This window comes from Streptomyces sp. KM273126 (genome assembly GCF_004337435.2).
Lineage (GTDB): Bacteria > Actinomycetota > Actinomycetes > Streptomycetales > Streptomycetaceae > Streptomyces > Streptomyces acidicola.
In genome coordinates this window covers 2552357-2571473 of the sequence record NZ_SJXB02000002.1, presented here as the reverse complement: position 1 = coordinate 2571473, position 19117 = coordinate 2552357, and the positions used below count along the sequence as shown (strand labels likewise).

The 19117-nt window shown below is 67.5% G+C and carries 14 protein-coding genes and 2 pseudogenes; 9 read left to right on the top strand and 7 right to left on the bottom strand.

Going from position 1 to position 19117, the window contains the following annotated elements; translation table 11 throughout:
- Positions 1–180 precede the first annotated feature (180 nt).
- Positions 181–861: a GntR family transcriptional regulator gene (locus E0500_RS42015; RefSeq protein ID WP_131560302.1), complete on the bottom strand. Its 681-nt coding sequence runs from the start codon at positions 859–861 to the stop codon at positions 181–183.
- Between the two features lie 109 nt (positions 862–970).
- On the opposite strand from E0500_RS42015, the gene E0500_RS42010 reads away from it, so the two are divergent.
- From E0500_RS42010 to E0500_RS41980, 7 genes and pseudogenes are all read left to right on the top strand, one after another.
- The gene (locus E0500_RS42010; RefSeq protein ID WP_131560300.1) at positions 971–2137 is read left to right on the top strand and encodes a mandelate racemase/muconate lactonizing enzyme family protein; all 1167 of its coding nucleotides are present in this window, start codon (positions 971–973) and stop codon (positions 2135–2137) included.
- A 180-nt stretch (positions 2138–2317) separates the two neighbouring features.
- Positions 2318–3658, top strand: coding sequence for a cation:dicarboxylate symporter family transporter (locus E0500_RS42005; RefSeq protein ID WP_131560298.1), 1341 nt, complete (start codon positions 2318–2320; stop codon positions 3656–3658).
- A 118-nt stretch (positions 3659–3776) separates the two neighbouring features.
- Positions 3777–4044 (top strand): annotated as a pseudogene (locus E0500_RS42000) (NAD-dependent malic enzyme); the annotation flags it as partial.
- Between the two features lie 84 nt (positions 4045–4128).
- Complete coding sequence (locus E0500_RS41995; RefSeq protein WP_131560296.1) at positions 4129–4623, top strand: GyrI-like domain-containing protein; 495 nt, start codon at positions 4129–4131, stop codon at positions 4621–4623.
- A 94-nt stretch (positions 4624–4717) separates the two neighbouring features.
- A complete protein-coding gene (locus E0500_RS44710) occupies positions 4718–4918 on the top strand; it encodes a hypothetical protein (RefSeq protein ID WP_399120952.1) in 201 nt (66 codons plus the stop codon).
- Position 4919: 1 nt separating this feature from the next.
- Positions 4920–5249, top strand: coding sequence for an SDR family NAD(P)-dependent oxidoreductase (locus tag E0500_RS41985; RefSeq protein WP_131560292.1), 330 nt, complete (start codon positions 4920–4922; stop codon positions 5247–5249).
- Between the two features lie 141 nt (positions 5250–5390).
- Entirely contained in the window at positions 5391–7037 is a 1647-nt protein-coding gene (locus E0500_RS41980) for an APC family permease (RefSeq protein ID WP_131560290.1), read from the top strand.
- A 135-nt stretch (positions 7038–7172) separates the two neighbouring features.
- Here E0500_RS41980 and fumC read toward each other — a convergent pair whose 3' ends face one another.
- Together fumC and E0500_RS41970 are read right to left on the bottom strand one after the other, a co-directional pair.
- Positions 7173–8654, bottom strand: coding sequence for a class II fumarate hydratase (gene fumC, locus E0500_RS41975; protein WP_131560288.1), 1482 nt, complete (start codon positions 8652–8654; stop codon positions 7173–7175).
- The gene (locus tag E0500_RS41970; RefSeq protein WP_131560286.1) at positions 8651–10324 is read right to left on the bottom strand and encodes an NAD-dependent malic enzyme; all 1674 of its coding nucleotides are present in this window, start codon (positions 10322–10324) and stop codon (positions 8651–8653) included. The genes fumC and E0500_RS41970 overlap by 4 nt, the downstream gene beginning before the upstream one ends.
- An 857-nt stretch (positions 10325–11181) precedes the next feature.
- Here E0500_RS41970 and E0500_RS41965 point away from each other — a divergent pair.
- Positions 11182–12309 carry a peptidoglycan bridge formation glycyltransferase FemA/FemB family protein gene (locus tag E0500_RS41965; RefSeq protein ID WP_131560284.1) on the top strand — a complete coding sequence of 376 codons (1128 nt, stop codon included), beginning with the start codon at positions 11182–11184 and terminating at the stop codon, positions 12307–12309.
- Between the two features lie 54 nt (positions 12310–12363).
- On the opposite strand, the gene E0500_RS41960 is transcribed toward E0500_RS41965, so the two are convergent.
- Both E0500_RS41960 and E0500_RS41955 read right to left on the bottom strand, forming a co-directional pair.
- Positions 12364–13416, bottom strand: coding sequence for an alpha/beta fold hydrolase (locus tag E0500_RS41960; protein WP_131560282.1), 1053 nt, complete (start codon positions 13414–13416; stop codon positions 12364–12366).
- Between the two features lie 221 nt (positions 13417–13637).
- Complete coding sequence (locus tag E0500_RS41955) at positions 13638–14474, bottom strand: NmrA/HSCARG family protein (RefSeq protein WP_131560280.1); 837 nt, start codon at positions 14472–14474, stop codon at positions 13638–13640.
- 636 nt (positions 14475–15110) lie between these two features.
- Between E0500_RS41955 and E0500_RS41950 the strand changes: the two are divergent.
- Positions 15111–15531, top strand: a pseudogene (locus tag E0500_RS41950) (helix-turn-helix domain-containing protein); the annotation flags it as partial.
- Between the two features lie 548 nt (positions 15532–16079).
- Here the strand turns inward: E0500_RS41950 and E0500_RS41945 are convergent.
- Both E0500_RS41945 and E0500_RS41940 read right to left on the bottom strand, forming a co-directional pair.
- A complete protein-coding gene (locus tag E0500_RS41945) occupies positions 16080–16457 on the bottom strand; it encodes a hypothetical protein (protein WP_131560278.1) in 378 nt (125 codons plus the stop codon).
- A 397-nt stretch (positions 16458–16854) separates the two neighbouring features.
- The gene (locus tag E0500_RS41940) at positions 16855–19104 is read right to left on the bottom strand and encodes a hypothetical protein (RefSeq protein ID WP_131560276.1); all 2250 of its coding nucleotides are present in this window, start codon (positions 19102–19104) and stop codon (positions 16855–16857) included.
- Positions 19105–19117: the final 13 nt, after the last annotated feature.

Below are 19117 nucleotides of genomic sequence, written 5' to 3'. Positions count from 1 at the left end.
ACTGCCGCATCCCCGGTCCGCCGAGAGGGGTGACGGTGCGGCCGTCCGCGATGGCAAGGCTGACCCGCCGCGCGGGCCCGGCACACCGTCGTTGAGGAAGCGACCGCCGGCGGACGGCGGCCGACCGTCACCGCCATCGAGCGGCGCCTCGGCATCCAGCACGCCGCTTTTCAACCGCCCCTACGCCGACGTGCCTTCGCGGTCTTCGAGGGCGCTGATGGCGGTTGCGGTGAGGCTGTGTGTGATGTGGTCACGCATGAGCTGTGCGGCCTCGGCCGCTTGGCGATTGACGATGAGTTCGACCAGCTGGTGATGTTCTTCCAGGTCGCGGGTACGGGGCTCGTCCCCGGGCGGCAGTTCGAGGCCGAGGCGGCGGTAACGGTCGGATTTGTCCCAGAGGTCGTCCAGCAGACGGATGAGGACGTCGTTACCTGACGCGTGGTAGACCGTCTGATGGAAGGCCCGGTGCGCGGTGAGCGCTTCCTCGCCCCACTGACGCGTGACGGGCAGCAGGTTGCGGACGGCTGCCCGCATGGCGGCAATGTCCGCATCCGTGCGGCGGGTGGCGGCGAGTTCGGCCGCGGTGGGGTCCAGGGAGAGGCGGACCTCGAAGAGCTGGCGCGCCTCGTCGGAGTTCATGGCGGAGACGCGGACGTCCCGGTGGGTCTCGACGGTGACCAGCCCCTCGCTGCTGAGGCGCCGGATCGCCTCGCGCAGGGGTGTGATGCTCATGTTGAGGGACTCGGCGAGGTCGTACTGCGCGAGCCGTGAGCCGGCGGGCAGGCTGCCGGAGAGGATCTGGCCGCGCAGCTCCGCGTAGGCGAGATCGCTCTTGCTCAGGAACTGACTCGGACCGGTCATCGCCCCTGTAATCCCTTTCCAGGTGCTCACGCCCCTTGACAGCTCCCGTCTCGTCGGCTCAGCCTAACACCCGATACATCTTATAAGATATAAGAAAGAGGCCACCGACGTGAAGATCACTAACGTCTACGAGGGGACCGTCCCGATCAGCTCCTCGATCCGCAACGCGTGGATCGACTTCTCCTCGATGGACTGCTCGATCGTCGCGATCGAGAGCGACGTCATCCGTGACGGCAAGCCGGTCGTGGGGTACGGCTTCAACTCCAACGGCCGCTACAGCGCCGGCGAGATCCTGCGCCGCCGCGTCCTCCCCCGCCTGCTGGACGCGGAACCGACAAGTCTGCTGAACGAGCAGGGCGAACTGGACCCCGCCAGGGCGTGGGACGTCATGATGCGCAACGAGAAGCCCGGCGGGCACGGCGAGCGCTCGGTCGCGGTCGGGGTCGTCGACATGGCGCTGTTCGATCTCGCGTCGAAGATCGCGGGCAGGCCGCTGTACCGGTACCTGTCCGAGCGCTACGGCGACGGCAAGCCCGACGACTCGGTGTTCGTCTACGCCGCCGGCGGCTACTACGCCCCGGGCAAGACCATCGCCGACCTCCAGGACGAGATGCGCGGCTTCCTCGACCTGGGCTACGACGTCGTCAAGATGAAGATCGGCGGCGCCGACCTGGCCGAGGACCTGCGCCGCATCGAGGCCGTCATCGACGTTCTGGGAGGCGACGGCTCCCGGCTGGCCGTCGACGTCAACGGCCGCTTCGACCTGGCCACCGCCCTGGAATACGGGCGGGCCATCGAGCCGTACGGGCTGTTCTGGTACGAGGAGATCGGCGACCCCCTCGACTACCGCCTCAACGCCACGGTCGCCGAGCACTACACCGGCCCCATCGCCACCGGCGAGAACCTCTTCTCGCTCCAGGACGCCCGCAATCTGATCCGCTACGGCGGCCTGCGCCCCGACCGCGACACCATCCAGGTCGACCCGGCCCTCTCCTACGGCCTGGTCGAGTACCTGCGCATCCAGGACATGCTGCGCCGGCACGGCTGGTCCTCCCGGCGCTGCGTCCCGCACGGCGGACACCAGTTCTCCCTGCACATCGCGGCCGCCCTCAAGCTCGGCGGCAACGAGTCCTATCCGGGCGAGTTCCAGCCCACCGGCGGCTTCGCCGACGACGCCGTCGTCGAGAACAGCCGCGTCGGCCTGACCGACATCCCCGGCATCGGGTTCGAGGGCAAAGCCGCCTTCTACAAAGTGCTGCGCGACCTGCACAGCTGACCGGCAGGACGGCCGGCAGGACGGCTCCGCACAGCAGCGGGCCTCCTGCCGCCGACCGACGCAGCTGCGTCCATGCGCCACGTACGTCACCGGGGACGCGGGCCGCGTCGCGCCGCGTCCCCGGACACACCCCCCACGGGACAGGGCTACACACGATCGTCGTGCAAGGGAGCACCAACGATGACATCCACTACCGCCGCCGGCCGCCCGCAGCGGTCGCGGCTGAACCGTCTGATACGCGAACTGTGGTTCCAGGTCGTCCTGGCCGCCCTTCTCGGCATAGCCGTCGGCATCGCCGCGCCGGGATTCGGCGAGGAACTCAAGCCGCTCAATGACTGGTTCATCGCTCTGGTCAAGATGATCGTGGTTCCGGTCGTCTTCTGCGTGGTGACCACCGGCATCGCCTCCATGGACAACCTGCGCAGGGCGGGCCGGATCGGCGTGAAGGCGATCGGCTACTTCCTGGTGCTGTCCCTGGCGTCCATGCTGATCGGGCTGGTGGTCGCCAACATCTTCCACCCCGGAACCGGCCTGAACGTCGATCCCTCGACCCTGAACTCGGACGACGTGCCCGCAACCGCCCAGGAGCACGTCACCTTCACCGGCTTCATCTCGTCGCTGATCCCCTCCTCCCTGCTGGGGGCGATCACCGGTGACGCGATCCTGGCCGCGCTCATGGTGTCCATCGTCTTCGGCGTGGCGCTGAACATGGCCGGCGAGGACGGTGCACCGCTGCAGCGCGGCATCCGGGCGCTGTCGGACGTGGTGTTCAGGATCGTGGGCTGGGTCATGCGTCTGGCACCACTGGGCACCTTCGGAGCTCTGGCCACGGTGGTCGCCACCTACGGCGCCGAGAGCCTCAAACAACTCGCCTACCTGATCATCCTGTTCACCGCGACCTGCGTCGTCTACGTCCTGGTCGTGCTCGGCGCCATCATGCGCGCCTGCCGCTTGAGCCTGTTCGCTCTGATGCGGTTCCTCAAGGCCGAGCTGCTCGTCGCCCTGAGCACCTGCTCCAGTGAGGCCGTCCTGCCTCAGCTCGTGCGCAAGCTGGAGATCCTCGGCATCGGCCGGCCCGTGGTCGGCATCGTCATCCCCTCGGGGTTCTCCTTCAACCTGGACGGCTCCGCGGTCTACCTCACGATGGCCTCTCTGTTCCTGGCCCAGGCCCTCGGCATCGACCTGTCCTGGCAGCAGCAACTCGTGATGGTCGGCGTCATGATGCTCACGAGTAAGGGCACCGCGGGCATCGCCGGCGGCGCGTTCATCGTGCTTGCCAGCACCGTCACCGCGGTCGGCCACATTCCCCTGGCCGCCCTCTCCCTGATCGTCGGCATCGACCGCATCCTCAACGAGGGCCGGGTCTTCATCAACGTCCTGGGCAACGCCGTCGCCACCATCGTGATCGGCAAGTGGGAGAACGACTTCGACGCCGGCCAGGCCCGCTCCGTCCTTCATCCCGGCAGCACACCGCCGCCGTCAGCCGACGTCGGCACGGCCAAGGTCGGCGCCGACACCTGACCTGCCTGCCTCCGCATTTCCACATCCCAGCGGCGGTAGCTGCGTGCCCCACGTTCTGCCGCCGCTCCGAACAGACAGATCGCTTCAGACAGCAGACAGATGGATGAGGACAGTCCGCATGTGCGCGCCCAGCGTCTCCTACTCGATCACCATTCGGCTCGAAGTCCCCGCGAGCGGCACCGCCCTCTCAGAACTGACAGCCACCATGGAGGCCCTGGGCGGCTCAGTGACCGCCCTGGACGTCATCTCCTCTGACGCCGAACACCTCAGCCTCGACGTGACCATCGCGGCCACCTCGTCCGCGCACGCCGACCAGATCGTCCAGCCGCTGCGCCGCATCAAGGGCGTCACCCTCGGCAGGTCTCGGGGACCGTACCTTCCTGATGCAAACGCCGGTGACCGAACGATGAGTTCTCGACGCACGCCAGGTCTACACGTCCTCAGTAGCCGTGAACGTGGATGGGAGCGACATGGGCAATCGTGGATCTGACAGCGAGGCCAGGGCCTCGGAGCCGGAGCTTGTGCATCTGGAACCGGCGACGACAGCGGTCATCCGTGGTGTCGTCCCGATGGCCGACCTGCGGGACTTCTTCGACGCTTCCTTCGGCGCGCTGGCCCGGACGATCGAGGTGCAGCGGATCATCGTGCTGAGCCCCGCCTTCGGTCTGTACCGCGGGTCGCCGGGCGAGACCGTGGACCTGGAGGTCGGGTTCGTCACGGACCAGGTGGTGCGGCCGGAAGCAGGGGTCGTGGTGGGTTCGCTGCCCGGAGGCCGGGTGGCGCGGCTGACGCACCGCGGGTCGTTCGACGGTCTCGGGTCCTCCTGGGAACGGCTGCGCTCCTGGATGGGGGCACGGGGACTTTCCGCCGGAGAGGACAGGTGGGAGACCTACGTCACGCAGCCCTCCCCGAACATGGACCCGCGTGACCTGCGTACCGAGCTCAACTGGCCGGTGACGGACTGATCGGCCCGCCGCAGGGATTCGAGAACGGGCTCCGGTGCTTGGACCCCTGCGGCCACCAATCAAACATGGGATGACCACATGTCCAGCAACTCGGGTGGGGCGCAACACGGTCCGTGAAGCGGTGCGGTCCCTGGTGCAGATGGGGAAGCTGGAAGCCCGGCAGGGAGACGGCACCCATGTCCGTTCCCGCAGCGGTGTCGGTGCCGCTTTCGCGCGCACGCTCCGCCACCGTGAGCTGCTGAAGGTGGAACTGGCCGACACCACCGGCGCTGAGCCCAGGGGCAAGCAAACGTGACATGAGTGACCTCTTCGACCTGTCCGGCACCACGGCCGTCGTCACCGGCTCCAGCCGCGGCGTCGGCCTGGCCATCGCCCGGACACTGCTGGCGCAGGGTGCCCGGGTCCTGATCAACGGCTACGACCGCGCCGGGACCGACACCACCCTCAAGGCGCTGCGCGAGCAGTACCCGCATTCTCCCGATGCGCGGCGCCGCGTGACGAGACTGGCCGGCGACGTCACGGACGTCGCCGTCGCGGGGCGGGCGGTTGGTGCGATGGGCCGAGCACCGCATCCGGGTCATGGCGGCGACACGCCGCTGTCCCGCTTCAGCAGCCGCAGTCCTTGACTGCGCAAAGACCCCGGACTGACAAAGTCCTACTTCAGGACCGCTCCGAGGGAGTCCTGCGACGAGCCGCTTCAAAGGCCGGGTCCGCGTCGCCGTGGCACGATGGTTCATGAGCATCACCCTGCTGAGGGGGTGTGGGGCATGGCCACATCGGACAAGGCACCTGCCTCAGGAACCCACCGGCCGGGACTGAGACGCGAGATCGGCTTCATCGGGCTCATCTGGGCGTCAGAGGGGTCGATCATCGGTTCCGGGTGGCTGTTCGGTGCCCAGGGGGCCCTGGCAGCGGCCGGGCCCGCGGCGATCATCTCCTGGGCCATCGGCGGCCTCGCGATCCTGATCCTTGCGCTGGTGCACGCCGAGCTCGGCGGAATGTATCCGGTCTCCGGCGGCACCGCCCGCTTCCCCCACTACGCATACGGAGGGGCCGCCGGCGCGTCCTTCGGCTGGTTCTCCTGGCTGCAGGCGGCCACGGTGGCACCCATCGAGGTGCTGGCGATGATCACGTACGCCCAGCACTACTCCTGGGCGAGCGGCTGGGAGAAGACCGAAGGCGGCGAGCACGTCCTGACCGGCCCCGGCATCGCCGTCGCGGTCGGGCTGATGGCGGTCATCACGGCCGTCAACTTCCTCAGCATCCGCCTGCTGGCCCGCACCAACAGCACGGCGACCTGGTGGAAGGTCGGCGTCCCCCTGCTGACGATCTTCGTGTTCGCCATCGCCCAGTTCCACAGCAGCAACTTCACCGCGGCCGACGGATTCAATCCCTACGGGGCCAAGGGCATCCTGTCCGCCGTCTCCACCAGCGGCATCATCTTCGCGCTGCTCGGCTTCGAGCAGGCCGACCAGCTCGCAGGCGAGAGCTCCAACCCCAAGCGTGACATCCCGCGAGCGGTGATCGGATCGATCGTCATCGGCATCGCCATCTACATCCTCCTCCAGATCGCCTTCCTGGCCGCGCTGCCCGCCTCCCAGATCGGCAGCCACTGGGCCACCTCCGCGTTCAACGTTCTGACCGGACCGTTCGCCCAGGTCGCCACGCTCATCAGCCTGGGCTGGCTGGCCGCGATCCTCTACCTCGACGCCGTGGTCTCCCCCGCAGGCACCGGCCTGATCTACATCACCGCCTCCTCCCGGGTCTCCTACGGCCTGAGCCGCAACGGCTACGTGCCCTCCGCGTTCGAGGCCACCAACCGTCGCGGCGTTCCGTGGGTCGGCCTCCTCACCGCCTTCGTGATCGGCTGCGTCTGCTTCCTGCCCTTCCCCAGCTGGCGCTCCCTCGTCGGGCTGATCACCAGCGCCAGCGTGCTCATGTACGCGGGCGCCCCGCTCTCCTTCGGCGTGTTCCGCAATCGACTGCCCGACGCCCACCGCCCCTTCCGGCTGCCCGGAGGCAGTTGGATGTCGCCACTGGCCTTCATCGTCGCCAACCTGCTGATCCTGTGGTCCGGGTGGACCACCGACTGGAAGCTCGGCGTCGCCATCCTCATCGGCTACGTCATCCTGATCGCCAACCGGGTGTTCAAAATGAACCCCATCGCACCCCAGCTCGACCTGCGCGCCGCCCAGTGGCTGCCCGCGTATCTCGTCGGAATGGGCCTGATCGTCTACCTCAGCGACTTCGGGCCCCTCAAGCACCCGTGGTTCCCTCTGTGGTGGGACATGGGCGTCACCGCCGCCTTCAGCCTCGCCATCTACTACTGGGCCATGGCAGTCGCCCTCCCAGCCGAACAGATTCAAACAATGATCGACCAAGTCGTCGTCCCGGAGGAACAGGACATCCTGTGACCGCACAGCGCATGCCCGCACCGTCCCCCGCAGTCACGACGCCCTGGCCCCTTTGCCCCCACTCGAACGCGCCCGACTCCTCCGAAAGGAGACGGCGCTGACCGAGTATCTCGACCGCCGGGGCCTGGCTTTGTTCTACGTGTGACCGACCATGGCGGCGGGTCGGACGATGCGGTCGAAGTCTTCGGCACTGATGTAACCGGAGGCCAGTGCTGCCGCGCGCAAGGTGGTGTCCTCGTCGTCGGCCTTGTGGGCGATCTCGGAGGCCTTGTCGTAGCCGATCACGGGCGAGAGAGCGGTGACCAGCATGAGGGACCGGTCGACGTAGCTGTCGATCTGGTCCCGGTTGAGCTGGATGCCTTCGACGCAGTACTCGCGCATCTTGGTGCAGGCGTCGCCGAGGATGGTCGCCGCGTGCAGGAAATTGTTGATGATGACCGGGCGCATGGCGTTGAGCTCGAAGTTGCCCTGTGTGCCGGCGAAGGCGATGGCCTCGTCCTCGGACAGTACTTGTATGCAGACCATGACCATCGCCTCGCACTGGGTCGGGTTGACCTTGCCGGGCATGATCGAGGAACCGGGCTCGTTCGCCGGGAGGATGAGTTCGTCGAGTCCGCAGCGAGGTCCGGAGGCCAGCCAGCGGATGTCGTTGGCGATCTTCATCAGTGGCACGGCCAGGGCCCGCAGTCCGGCAGAGGCGCCGACCATGGCGTCCAGGCCGCCCTGCGCGGCGAATTTGTTCTGCGCGGTGGTGAACGGGTAGCCGGTCGCGTGGGCGATGTCGGCCGCGACCTGCTCGCCGAATCCGGGTGGGGCATTGAGCCCGGTCCCGACCGCGGTGCCGCCCATCGCGAGTTCGTACAGGCCCTCGGCGGACCCGGAGACCCGGTCGACGGCTTGTTGCAACTGGTGAGTGTAGCCGGACCATTCCTGCCCCACCGTGAGCGGGACGGCGTCCTCCAGGTGGGTGCGGCCGATCTTCACCACGCCGTGCCACAGCCGTGCTTTGGTCTCGATGGCGCGCTGCAGCGCCCGCACGCTGGGCAGCAGATGCTCCTGGATCTCCTTGACCGCGGCGATGTGCATGGCGGTGGGGAAGGTGTCGTTGGAGGACTGCCCGAGGTTGACGTGGTCGTTGGGGTGGATCGGGGATTTGCTGCCCAGTTCACCGCCGACCAGTTGGATGGCGCGGTTGCTGATCACCTCGTTGGTGTTCATGTTGGACTGCGTACCAGAGCCTGTCTGCCACACGTACAGCGGGAAGTGATCGTCCAGTTCGCCCTCGATGACTTCGTCGGCCACCCGCTGGATCAGGTCGGCCTTCCAGGCCGGGAGCCGCCCGGCGCGGCCGTTGACGGAGGCGGCAGCCTTCTTGACGTGGCCGTAGGAGTGGTAGACCGCTTTGGGCATCCGGTCGTCCCCGATGGAGAAGTGGATCAGGGACCTTTGTGTCTGAGCGCCCCAGTAGCGGTCTGCGGGAACATCGATGGCTCCCATGGAGTCGGTCTCCCGCCGGGTGCCGGTCGCATGCAGTCCGATGGGGAGGTCGAGGATCTTCGGGGCTTCGTCCTGACCGGCCGAACCGGAACGGTTGGCGGCGGAGTGTTGCGGATTCATGCTGCGGCTCCGTCGGCGTAGACGGGCTGCCACATGGCCTCCCGGACAGCCTCCGCGGTGTCGATCGGCTTGGAGGTGGCCACGCCGTCGTCGAGCGCCGCCTTGACCACCGCAGTCGCAGTGATCGCCGAGGACTCCCGAAGGTTGTCCACGGGCGGCAGCAGGGAGGCGCCCGGCCCCGACGGGTCGGCCTGGTGCGCGACAGCCTGTGCGGCGGCGAGCAGCATGCCCGCGGTCACCTGGGACGCACCGGAGACGATCGTGCCCAGACCCAGTCCCGGGTACAGGAGCGCGTTGTTGGCCTGCCCGATCTGGTAGGTCACGCCGCCGTATTCCACGGGCGGGACCGGTATGCCGGTCGCGACGAGCGCCTTTCCCCTGGACCAGGCGATGACGTCGGCGGGCATGGCCTCGATCCGGGAGGTGGGGTTGGAGATCGGGAAGATGACCGGCTGCTCGGTGCCCTCGGACATGGCTTCGACGACCTCGCGTGTGAACGCGCCCTGCACGGTGGAAGTGCCCAGCAGGATCGTCGGCTTGACCCGACGCACCGTTTCCAGCAGTGAGATCGCTTCATCGCGCCTCACCCAGTCCGCGACCTCGGCCGGATCGCGCGCGTAGGGCTGCTGGAAGTCGCGCAGGTCGGTCATGTCCCTGGTGAGGAGCCCCTGCTTGTCGACGAGCCATACCTGGGCGGCGGCCCGTTCCGGAGCCGCGCCGTCGCGGATCATCGCGTCGCGCAGCTGGTCGGCGATGCCCACCCCGGCGGTCCCGGCGCCGAAGACGACAAGCTTCTGGTCGCGCATCCGCACACCGCTGACTTTGACGGCGGACAGGGCGGCGGCCAGCGTGATGGCTCCGGTGCCCTGCATGTCGTCGTTGAAGATCCGGTAGCGGCCGCCGTACTGCTCGAGGATCCGCCGTGCGTTGCTGGGGCCGAAGTCCTCGAAGTGCAGGAGCGCGTTGGGGAACGCGGACGACGCCGTCTCCAGGTATTTCTCGATGAAAGCGTCGTAGTCGGCGCCGCGGACGCGGGGGTGCCGGTTGCCCAGGTACAGCGGGTCGTCCTGCAGCGTTGTGCGGTCCGTGCCGACGTCCAGCGACACCGGAACGACGCGGCGCGGGTCGATGCCTGCGGCCGCCGTGTACACCGCGAGCTTCCCCACCGAGATCTGTATCCCTCCCACGCCCCAGTCGCCGATGCCCAGGATCTGCTCCGCGTCGGTGCACACGATCAAGTCGACGTCCTCGGGTCCGAGTCGAAGCGTGGCAAAGGCCTTCTCCATGTCGTCGGGCCGGTCGATGGACAGGAAGATGCCGCGCGGGCGCCGGTACTCGTGGGAGTACTTCTCGATCGCCTCGCCCACGGTGGGGTCGTAGATGATCGGCAGCAGCTCGGCGAGGTGCTCGGCGAGAACCTTGAAGTACAGGGTTTCGTTGCGGTCATGCAGCTGTTCCAGATACACGTTCTTGGCCAGGTTGCTGCCCTGGACCTCTATCTGCTGATAGGCACGCTGGGCCTGCCGCTCAAGCGTGAGCACTCCGGAAGGCAGGCGCCCGGTAAGGCCGAGAGCATCCCGTTCCTCCGGTGTGAAGGCCACGCCGCGGTTACGCAGCGGATCCACGAGAGCGCTGGGGGTTGCCGGGGTTCGCGCGTGGCTCTCGGTCATGAGGATCTCCCTCTGTGCGAGTGCCGTGCGGGCTCTGGCCGGGGTGACTGCGTGGACTCGCTCCAAGCCACGGCCGCCGGCAAGTCGAAAAGTGTCGAAGGGCGCCGGGGACGCGGTCGTGCGATGCCGATCATGCACACAGCAGCTGTGAACATCGCCGCAAAGGTCGGAAAAGTCGGAAAGCCAGCGAGAGTGCGGCCTTGATCGGAACCCATGAAGGTGGGGCCGCGAGGCCCGGCTGAACTATGGAGGTGTGAGGCTGGCGTCCAGTGTGGGCGGTCGCTCACAAAGGAACCGCTAAGCCGCTCGACGGGCCCGCCACGCCCAACGCGACAGGCGCCTAATCGGTGCCCGGTATGAATTCAGGCTAACTACCAGCCGACGGGCCGCGCGACTTCACTCGTCGACGCGTCGGATGACCAGCACCGCCACGTCGTCATCAAAAAGCTGTGCCCACCGCGGAGGACCTGGACACCACCGTCACCGCCGCAGCCGCCCTCAGCGGCCCCGCCGTCTGCCAACGGGCGCCGACATGGCGTCCGGGAATCCGCTTCGCCTACCTTCCTCGCCGGCCTCGACAACGACCACATCAAGCCCAGACTGCGAAAGCTGCCGTAAGGCGGAGTTCAGGTGTCCGTCAGCGACAGTTCGCCTGGACTGCCGGCCTGGTACACCGAGCCCGACTGGGATACGCAGAGCGAGCGGGGCATCTTCCATCGCGTCTGTGGCGGACCTGTGGGGCGTCACGCCCAGGAATGGCGGCAAGCAGGTGTGGGCGCAGTTCACTGCCGTGAACTCTTGACCCGTCCGGTGATCCCGGGCCCAGGGTGGCCGCCCCGAACAGGAGTACCCAACCCATGACCAGCCTGTACGTGCGGGAGATCACGCGCAAGGAACATCTGGCCCACCTGCGGCTGTCTCCCGACGCGAGCCATCTCCAGATCCCCGAGTGGGGCGAGGTGAAGCCCGACTGGCTGCCGGAGAGCGTCGGCTGGTTCGAGGGCGAGGCGATAATCGCGACGGCGCTCGTCCTGTACCGCCCGCTGCCCGGGATACGACGCTACCTCGCGTACCTTCCCGACGGACCCGCGATCGACTGGCGGACCCCTCGCCTGGAGAGATGGCTGGACCCGCTCGTCGCCCATCTGAAGCGGATCGGGGCGTTCTCGGTGCGGATCGGGCCACCCCTGGTCGTACGTCACTGGGACGCGGCCACCGTGGCGGCGGGTATCGCCGCCCCCGACGTACGTCATCTGCACGATCTGCCTGCGGCCGGCATCGACGGATACGCGCTCGACGCCGCAGAGCGGCTGCGGCGACTCGGGTGGCGGCCGTGCGCGGAGGACGACGGCAGCGGTTTCGGCCTCGGTCAGCCGCGCTACGGCTGCCACATCCCGTTGGCGGGGCGCTCGGAGGACGACCTTCGCGGCTCCCTGGCACCGCATTGGGAACAGTCCTTGCGCACGGCCGAGACGGCAGGCGTCCGTGTCGCGTGGGGCTCGGCCTCCGACCTGCCCGAGTTCCACCGCCTGTACACCGCGACCGCTGCCCACGACGGCTTCAAGGCCCGTCCGTTGAACTACTTCCGGCGCATGTGGAAGGCCCTCAACGCCGAGGACAACGACCGCCTCCGCCTCTACCTCGCCGAGTACGACGGCGAGGTGCTCTCCGCGGCCCTCATGCTCAGCGTCGGCTCCCGAGTCTGGCACTCTTACGCCGCATCCGGCCCCCGGGGGCGCCAACTGAGGCCCAGCAGCGCGCTGTTGTGGCGCATGCTGTGTGACGCACGGGCTGCGGGCGCCGAGACGTACGATCTGCGCTCCATCACCCCTGCCCTCACTGAGGACCGCCTGCTCGGCCGACTCAGCTTCAAGACGGGGACAGGCGGCCGGGCCGTGGAGTACCTCGGGGAGTGGGAACTACCGGTGGGCAGCCAGGGCAAGGTGCTGCAGCAGGCGTTGGGGGTCTACCTCGGGCGCAGGTGACCCTGGCCGCAGCGGTCGTCGTGCATGCTGATGAGCTCTCCGTATCGAACCCGGTCAGAATCCATCGACTTCTACGACAGCCGCTGCGAAGGCCTTCGGGGCCTCCTGCGGAACGTTGTGTCCTACGTCCAGGGTCCGGTGCGCGTATTTGCCTGTGAACTTCTTACGGTAAGCCGATCCGTTTCCCGGAGGTGTGAACGGATCGTGCGCTCCGTCAATGGTGATCGTCGGCACCGTGATGACCGGCGCAGCAGCGAGGCGCTTTTCCAGGGCCTCGTATCGGCGCTCACCCTTTGCGAGGCCGAGCCGCCAGCGATAATTATCGATCACGATACTGACGTAATCCGGGTTATTGAAGGCCGCTGCCGTGCGATCGAAAGTCGCCGCGCTGAACTTCCATGTCGGCGAGTTGAATCGCCACACCAGTTCGGCCAAATCATGTCGATACTTCTCAAGGCCACGCACGCCCCTTTCGGTGGCGAAATAGTATTGATACCACCATGCCCATTCAGTCTTCGGTGGCGTCGGCATCTTATTGGCTTCGACATTCACGATCAGATAGCCGGTGACAGAGATCAGTGCCTTGCAGCGCTTCGGCCAGAGAGCCGCTATGATGTCGCCCGTCCGCGATCCCCAGTCATAGCCGGCGAGGATGGGCTTATCAATCTTGAGGGCGTCCATCAGCGCGATGATATCCACAGCGAAAGCCGACTGTTGGGCGTTCCTGGGTGTTTTACTTGAAAGAAATCTCGTGGTGCCATGGCCTCGCAGATAAGGGACGATCACCCTGTATCCCTTCGCTGCGAGCAAAGGCGTGACCGCGACGTAGCTGTGAATGTCGTAGGGCCAGCCGTGCAGAAGGATGACCGACTGCCCGTTCGCAGGTCCGGCTTCAACATACCCCACGTTCAGATCCCCGGCATTGATCTGCTTCACCGGCCCAAAGGATGCACGCATCGCAGGGTCAACCGTGGGATAAGCCAGCGGTTCGCCCGATTCTGACTGCGCCGGCGAACTACCCCTCATACCGAACTGGGCCGCCACGGCGGCCGCGGCTGCGGCGCCAAGAAGGCGGCGACGGCTGTGCGTGGGGCCGGGCATTTCCATCGGTGAATCTTCCTTGTTCGAGGCAGCGCAGGCAGGGCACGGATGCCGTGGCATCGAGGGAATGATGCTGCAGTCGAATTTGCCTGATGCTCACGGCCGGGGACCTTCATCGGCTGGACCCGGGCTGGAGTTTCTCCTCCGTCATGGAACACCCGCCGGAGTGACGGTGCAACCGTGCGAACCATGCACGCATTGCGCCGTCTGAGTGACCGGTGCGTGGCTCAGCCGAGCTGCTGAGCCCAGTCGTCGAACGTGGTCCAGGAGATCTCAGGGTATTTCTCGTGCAGTGCCGCGATGTCGACGGCATAGCCCTCCTCATTGAGAAAGGCCCACATGGCAACCATGTCGTCGCTGGACCGGCGCCGTAGGTCAAGTGGAGTTTGCACTGCCTCGACCGGCAACCCCAGCGAGCGGGTGAGGACTGCGGCCATGCGCGTGGGCGAGGGTGCGTCGGAGGCAACCTCGATTCGCCGCCTCAGGTGCGCGCCACGGCTGTTGACTGCTGCGGCGACGACGGCTGCGAGGTCTTGGCGGGCCACCTGCTGAAGCGGACGGTCGACGGGAAACGGCAGGACGAGCCGCCCGGCCCGCAGATTCTCCGCGTCCCCCAGCATGTTGTCGTAGAAGTACGTCGGAGCGACGATTGTCCAGTCGTCGCTCTCCTGCCGCAGGGCCTGCTCGATCCGGTACTTGCTGTCGAAGTGGGGAACCCCGGTAGACCTGTCGGCGGAGGCCACCGAGGAGAACACCAGGTGCGGCAGTTCCACCTCTCGGGCCGCCGCGATGATGGTGAGCCCCTGCTCGACCTCGGCCTGCGGGCCTTCCTCGAACGGCGTGGTCACTGCGAATGCGGCGTCCATGCCGTCAAGTGCGGCAACCAGCGAGGAGACATCCCGCAGATCGCCACGGACCACCTCCACACCCACCTTTTCAAGGGCGTGAGCGCGGGTTCCACCCGGGTTGCGGACCACGCCACGAACATCCTGTCCGGCGTCGAGCAGACTGCTTACCACGGCACTCCCCTGACCACCGGTAGCTCCCAGCACCGCTACACGCATGACATCCACTCTCCTAAGTTCGTTCCATTGCGCCGACGACGGACCCCGTACCGTCTCTCAGCGCGGCCTGGGCCCTTAGCAGCAAGATGACACGCTGACGTCGGTTCGCAAGGCGATCCAGAACGCCCCCTTGGCCGCCAACGCTCTCGTGCGCGTGCGCGTGCGCGTGCGCGTGCGCGAGAGCGCGTGGGGTGAGAAGCGCACGACGGGCGAGGCATACGGGGCGGATCCGAAGCGGCACGGGAAGGATCGTGCAGCCAGGCGGGGTGGGGCCGCACAAGGTCATGCCCGGCTCTTCCCGCGAAATGCCCACGGTGGTGCGTCGTTCAGGCACGGGTCGGTGATGCCGTGCGGGCGGGCCAGGGCTTCGATGTCCCATCCGGCGCGGCGGGCGCCGGCACGCCGGCCGCCAGCGAGAACACCGAGCGGGCTGGTGTAGTTGCTGCACACCAGCTGACCACATCCCATCGCGTCATCCGGATCGACCTGCCGGGGCGGCCCAGGCCACCGCCGGGTCCACCGGCGACCGCGCCTCACGTCGGCAGGCGAGCAACGGCCCATCGCCGTCGTCCACGGTGGACGCGCTCGCCCCGAACTCCAGGACCAGCATCACGGCCGGGTGCGGAACCACCCGCAGGCCGCGTCCGGGTCGACCACCTGGCGGCCGAACTCGGATGGAGCCGCAAGCGTCTGTGGTCCCGGTTCCACTCGCACATCGGCCTTCCGCCCAAACGTGCCGCGAAGCTGGTCCGCTTCGACCATGCGGTGCACCGCATGGTCGCGGGTGAAGGCGCGGCCCGAGTTGCGGCGGACGGCGGCTACTGCGACCAGTCCCATCTGCATCGGGACATCATGGCGTTCACCGGCGCAACGCCGGCGACCGTGGTGGACGAGCCATTTCTGACGGTGGACGACCCCGCATGGTCAACCGTGGAAACACCCGCCCAAGCCCTACGTTTCCAGGGACCTCCGCTCGGTTACCGGTACTGACGTCATCTCACGGGGATCGCCGAGAATCCGACATGTGGTTGAGACTCCAGAGTCCGATACATCGTGAGACTGCCGGAGAAGGCCAGGTCAGAGGAGTGGTTTTGTCGACGGGATCCGAGACAAGCCGCGAGACCCTGCATGTGCGAACCTCTCTTCGGAACAGGCTGCGGAACTACGGGCGTTGGTGGCGGAGCGGCACGTGACGGCGGATGTGGCCCTGCGGGCCCGCATCGTGTTGTGTGCCGCTGCGGACCCGCGACCGGGCGATCGCACTGACCAAGACGAACCCGCCGCCGGAATCAGCCGACAGGCGGTTGCACCGGCACCTCACAGCCGTGAGCCTTGGCGGACCGCTCGTCGAACCGCTGCAACGCCGACTGCTGAAGGGCGGGATCAGGTGACGAGTAGCCCTCTCCGCTGATCAAGGTCTCCGAGGTGAAGAAGGCGGTGCCGCCCTGGGCGGGGCATTCCGCGCTGGCCCAGTAGAGCCCGTCCGCACCGTCCGCCGGTCCTGAGAACCTGCCGCTGTCGCCGCGCTTGTACGTCGCCGCGTACCCGTCGTGGGCGAACGGGCCGTAGTACGCGGCCAGCCGGAAGGCAGGTTTCCCCGCCTTGTCAAGGAGGAGGCAGTCCTCGATGGGGCGAGCGGGTCGGCCTCGGCCTCCCGCGTGCCCGTGGCGATGCCCGCGCAGGTGCGGTGGCCTTGCCGGGTACGGTGGCCCCGGAGCCGTCGTAGGCGGCGGGGAAGGGAGCTGCCACGTCCCGGACAGCCTTGCCGTGCTGGGCGTCGCAGCCCGCCCGTGCGGCGGCGTTCACCGCGGTGTCCGTGGCCAGGCCGGCCAGTTGGGCGCGCTGCTGTGACGTGGCCGCCATCTGAGTGTCGCCCAGGTGGCGGACCGTCAGGTTGACCACGACGCTTCCGACGCTCTGCCCGCCGTCGCCGCAGAGCATCACGATCGCGGCCCGGGTCGTTGAGTCGTCGGCGCGAAGCACCCCGCGCCAGCCGTTGCCGAGGGGGGGACACCACCTGACGTCCAGTCGTCGGACATCTGGCGGCCCAGGCCCATGAGGAGCTCTCGGCTCCCGGCCTTCCGGCTGACGACGACGTCCAGTTCGTCGTAATGCGTCTCCGCCGCCTCGCGCCTTGGTCTGACCGAGCACTCCTGCGGCTCTTGGTCCAGCCGGTCCGTGATCACGTCGTCCGAGGTCAGAGTCTGCCTGCCCAGGAACCTCTCCAACCGGGCCTGGGGCATGAGGCCTTCGCAGAGGGCTGCGGACTTGGTGTCCTGCGAGGCCCCGTCCGGCCCTCCGGTGAAGTAGAGCGCGCCCCCCACCACCCCGAGGGCGGCGAGGGACCCGGCACCCACCCGGAGGGCGACGCTCGCGGCCGTCAGTACTCACCTCGCAGGCTCGCCAGGGCGGAACCGCGGTGGGCCAGGTAGCTGATCTCGGCCTCCTGCTTGAGATCACGCTCGGTGTTCTCGGAGATGTTCGCACCCTGGCTGTTGCGGTCCGCCACCCAGGTGTCGATGAGTGACTTGGTGCCCGCGCTGCCCTTGGCCTTCTCCTCCTCCGTGGCGTGCTTGCCCTGGAGGTCGGCCTCCGCCTTGACGTCCTTCGACCAGTCGTAGGTGTCCTGGTCGAGCATGCGCTGGGCGCCGTCGCCCATGTACGGGATCTGGGTCAGCGGCAGGCCGCCCTGGTGGTAGCGGGCCTTCGCCACGTCGTCCGCCCACTGCTTCTTCTCGTCGCGTTGGTCGAGGTACGCGTCGGAGCCGATCGCGTTGTAGGCGCCGAGGACATTGGCGGCGTCGCGCGCAGGGACGTTCCAGTTCTCGTTGTTCCTGCCCGGGTCGCTGGACGCCCGGTCCATCTGGTCGACGGCGTAGACGCGTTCGGCCTCGCGGATCTGCGTGTAGGCCTCCGGGTCGTCGGAGACACCGCGCAGGACACGAATGACGCTGCCCTCCCGGTTGGCGATGTGCGCGTCGTCGCCGCTGCCCAGGATGGTGTTCCGGCCGCGTTCGTCGTCGTACTCGTCCTTGCTGCCCGCGATGATGTCGTGGGTGTCCGCCGTGTAGTCGGACAGGGCGCGGGCGAGCGGCTGTTGCATGTTCTCGGGGATCGAGTCGCCCTTGGCATGGCCCGTGACCTTGCCGTTCTCGTCGACGTCCGTGTCCAGGTATGTGATGGTGTCCTGCATGACGCGGGCCTGGGCCTCGGTGTGGCCCTTGTAGTCGATCCGCTCTTCGCCGGGCTGCGCACCGGTGGTGGCGGCCTCCAAGACCCGGCCGAATCCGGTGCGGCTGTTGGTGGCGTCCTGGTCGTACTGCTCCAGAACTGCCCCGTCGGTGGGGCCGCCGCGGCCACGCACGGACTCGGTGACATGGACCTCGGGCCAGTGACGGTCCTCGTGCAGGTACCACAGCCGGTTCTTGTCCCCGTCCGCCGCCGGGTCGAGATAGCGCGTGGCGGTGTCCGGGTCCTGGCTCATGATGCCGAGCATGTTGTCGACCGGGTCGACGATCTCCATCGGCTCGGGGTCATCACCGCGCCCGATGCTCTGGGACTCGTCCCAGATCTCCGGGTCGTCCTTCTCGGCCTCGATGATGTCGTCGGTCAGACCCATGGTCATGTGCGGCGGGTACTCGCCCTGGTCACCGTGTTTGAGCAGCTCGGTCAGGGTCTGGTAGCCGTACGGCCCGGACGCGTCGTCCTCCGGGCGCTCGGTGCCGAGTTCCCGCATGTCCGCACGCCACTTGTCGGAGAACTCCTTGTTCTCGTTGGCCGCCCCGATGCTGTTGGCGAGCGAGTTCTGGATGCTGCTGTACTTCTGCCGGTCGTCTCCGCTGCCCGACGAGGCCTCCAGGTCCTGGGCCAGGCGCAACGTGGTCTCGGGTCCGAGGTCGTCGAGAAGCATCCGGCTGAACTGGGGGTCTTTCTGGTTGTGGCTCATCAGCCGGTCGAGCTCGTTGAGTTCGGCAGGGGAAAGCTTCTCTCCCTTCTCGTACTTCTTCAGCAGCTTGGACGCGCGCTGTGACTCGTCCTGGTCGACGGACTTGACGGTCTTGTCGTTGAAGCCCTCGTCGCCGCCCTTCCCGGTGTTGCGCCGCAAGGCGTGCGAGGCGGAGATGTCGGCGTTGTCGGCGGCGGCGAGGACGACCGCGATCCTCCCCTCCCAGAACTCGATCTTCATGCTGTTGGTGCTGGGCGCGCCCGGGATCTGGCGGCCGGGAGCTCCGGGGGCGATCGGCTTGTCGCCGTCCGGGTCCGGCTGGGTCAGCGACACGGCGCCGGTGGCGCTGATGGTGATGTTGTCCTTCTTGGCGTCCTCTTTGAGCTGGTGCAGGTCGTTCTTGTACTTCCTCAGCTCGTCGTAGGCGTCCTGGAGGACGGCGCGGATGCCCTTGGCCTCGGTCACCGCGTCGCTGAACTCCTGGTTCGCCATGACGACCTGGGTCCTTGCGTACACATCGGTGCCGTCCAGGCTGGTCCAGCCGGCCTTGTCGAACTCCTTGACGACCTGCTTGTCGTAGGCCTCATCCATGGCGTCGTAGCGGCGGATGTACTCGCTCCAGGCGGCGATAACGCTCTGGATGCCGTCGAGGTCGAGGTGGTAGAGCTGTTCGTAGGCGATCACTGGGCCGGTCCTG